At 73.5% G+C, this 2,630-nt stretch carries 2 protein-coding genes; one reads left to right on the forward strand and one right to left on the reverse strand.

The features are described 5' to 3' along the window. A partial coding sequence (locus J0670_RS35390; RefSeq protein ID WP_207816674.1) for a PleD family two-component system response regulator occupies positions 1-786 on the forward strand: 786 nt, incomplete at its 5' end. Positions 787-864: 78 nt separating this feature from the next. Here the strand turns inward: J0670_RS35390 and J0670_RS35395 are convergent. After that, positions 865-2,526: a long-chain fatty acid--CoA ligase gene (locus J0670_RS35395; RefSeq protein WP_207816676.1), complete on the reverse strand. Its 1,662-nt coding sequence runs from the start codon at positions 2,524-2,526 to the stop codon at positions 865-867. Between the last annotated feature and the right edge of the window lie 104 nt (positions 2,527-2,630).

The following is a 2,630-nucleotide window of genomic DNA, read 5'->3' on the forward strand; positions in this document are numbered from 1 at the left end:
GTCGAGGCGCCGCTCCCGGCCGAGCGGCCGTCGACCCCGACCGGCGAGCTGGCCAACACCCGGCGGCTGCTGGTCTGGCCCGAGCCCGACCCGGCCACCAACCAGGCGCTCCAGGCGCGCGGCTACCTGCCGGTGATCGTCCGCTCCCGCGAGGAGGTGGACGCCCAGGTCGGCGGCTTCCCCGCGGCGCTCTTCGTCGACCCGCTGACCAGCCCGATCACCCGTACCGCGCTGCAGTCGCTGCGCACCGCGGCGCTCAACCGCCGTGTCCCGGTGCTGGTCACCGCCGGTCTCGGGCAGGCCACCCGGGACGCCGCGTACGGCGCCGACCCGGCCGTGCTGCTGCGCGCCCTCGCGCCGCGCGACGGCGAGCACCACGCCCCGCGGGTGCTGCTGGTCGAGGGCGATCCGGACATCGCCGCCGCCATGATCAGCAGCCTGGAGCGGCGCGGCATGCACGTCGAGCACGCGGTGGACGAGAACGACGCGGTCGCCCGGGCCAGCAGCGTGCAGCCCAACCTGGTGGTGATGGACCTGTTCCAGATCCGCCGCCGGAGAGTCGGCCTGCTGGACTGGCTGCGCGCCAACGACCGGCTGCACCGCACCCCGCTGGTGGTCTACACCTCGGTCGACCTCGACCCGCGCGAGCTGCCCCGGCTGCGCACCGGCGAGACGGTGCTGTTCCTCGCCGAGCGCTCGACCAGCGAGGACGTCCAGTCCCGGATCGTCGACCTGCTCGGGCGGATCGGCGCGATGGGCGAGGCGGGCGTCGCCGCCGCGGGCTGATCCCGGAGACGCGCGATCCCGGAGACGCGAAGGAGGGCCGGCCCCGTTCCGTACGGGGCCGGCCCTCCTCGTCGTCCGCTACTCCTTGCCGAGCACCGTGACGTCCAGCTCCTCGGCCGCGTAGCTGGCCCGGATCACCTTCTTGTCGAACTTGCCGACCGAGGTCTTCGGCACCGACTCGACGATCGCCCAGCGCTCCGGCAGCTGCCAGGACGCGATCCGCCCGGCCAGGAAGGCCCGCAGCTCCTTCAGTCCGGCGGTCGCGCCCGGGCGCAGCACCACGGTGGCCAGCGGGCGCTCTCCCCACTTCTCGTCCGGTACGGCGACCACGGCGGCCTCGGCCACCTCGGGGTGGGCCATCAGCTGGTTCTCCAGGTCGACCGAGGAGATCCACTCGCCGCCGGACTTGATCACGTCCTTGGCCCGGTCGGTGAGGGTCAGGTAGCCGTCGGCGGTGATGGTGCCCACGTCGCCGGTGCGCAGCCAGCCGTCCTCGGAGAACTTGTCGTCCGGACGGACCGGGTCCTGCCCGGCGCCGCCGTAGTACGCCCCGGCGATCCACGGGCCGCGCACCTCCAGCTCGCCCGCGGCGACGCCGTCGTGCGGCATCCGCTCGCCGCCCGGGCCGATGAGCCGGGCCTCGACGGAGGCCGGGAAGATGCCCTGGGTGACCCGGTACGGCCACTCCTCCTCGGGGGTGAGGCCGGCCGGCGGCTGGGCGAAGCAGCCGAGCGGGGAGGTCTCCGTCATGCCCCAGGCGTGCAGCACGCGGATGCCGTGGCGCTCCTCGTAGCCCTTCATCAGCGAGGGCGGGCAGGCGCTGCCGCCGATGACCACCATGCGCAGGCTGGAGGTGTCGTAGTCGCCCGCGTCCAGCTCGTCCAGCAGGCCGCTCCAGATGGTCGGGACGGCGGCGCTGACGGTGGGGCGGACGGCGGCGATCATCTCGGCCATCGGCTTGGGCTGGAGGAAACGATCCGGCATGAGCAGGTTGGCGCCGGACATGAAGGCGGCGTGCGGGATGCCCCAGGCGTTCACGTGGAACATCGGGACCACCGGCAGCGCGATGTCGCGCGGGGTGAAGGCGAAGTTGTCGCCGGTGTTGACCTGCATGCAGTGCAGGTAGACCGAGCGGTGGCTGTAGAGCACGCCCTTCGGGTCCCCGGTGGTGCCGGAGGTGTAGCAGAGCACGGCGGCCTGGCGCTCGTCGATGTCGTGCTGCCACGGGTAGTCGGTCGGCCGGCCGGCGATCAGCTCCTCGTAGTCGTGCACCCCGCCCGCGAAGCCGGCCAGCAGCGAGCGGTCGCCGGGGCCGGCCACCACGATGTGCCGGAGGGTGGGCGCCAGCTCCGGCAGCACGGCGGCGAGCAGCGGCAGGACGCTGCCGTTGACGATGACCACGCGGTCGGCGGCGTGGTTGACGATGAACGACAGCTGCCGGGCGGGCAGCCGCAGGTTCAGCGTGTGCAGCACCGCGCCCATCGAGGGGACGGCGAGGTACGCCTCCAGGTGCTCGGCGTTGTTCCACATCAGGGTGGCGACCCGGTCGTCCCCGGTCACCCCGAGCTCGTCGCGCAGCGCGTGCGCGAGCTGGGCGGCGCGGGCGCCGACCTCGGCGTACGTCCGGACGACGGGGCCGGTGCCGTCCCAGGTGGTGACGGTCGAGCGGGCGTGGATCGTGGACCCGTGCTCCAGGATTCGGGCGACGGTGAGCGGTACGTCCTGCATCGTGCTGAACACGGGTCCTCCTTGACCTGGCGGCACTGGCGGCTCCTGCGGCGCACCTACCGGGCGGTAATGCGCGCGGACGTGCCCGATTGTGCCGCCCCGCAGGTCCCCTGTCA

Origin of the sequence: Streptomyces sp. FH025, assembly GCF_017427025.1 — a bacterium.
In the GTDB taxonomy this organism is placed as follows: domain Bacteria; phylum Actinomycetota; class Actinomycetes; order Streptomycetales; family Streptomycetaceae; genus Kitasatospora.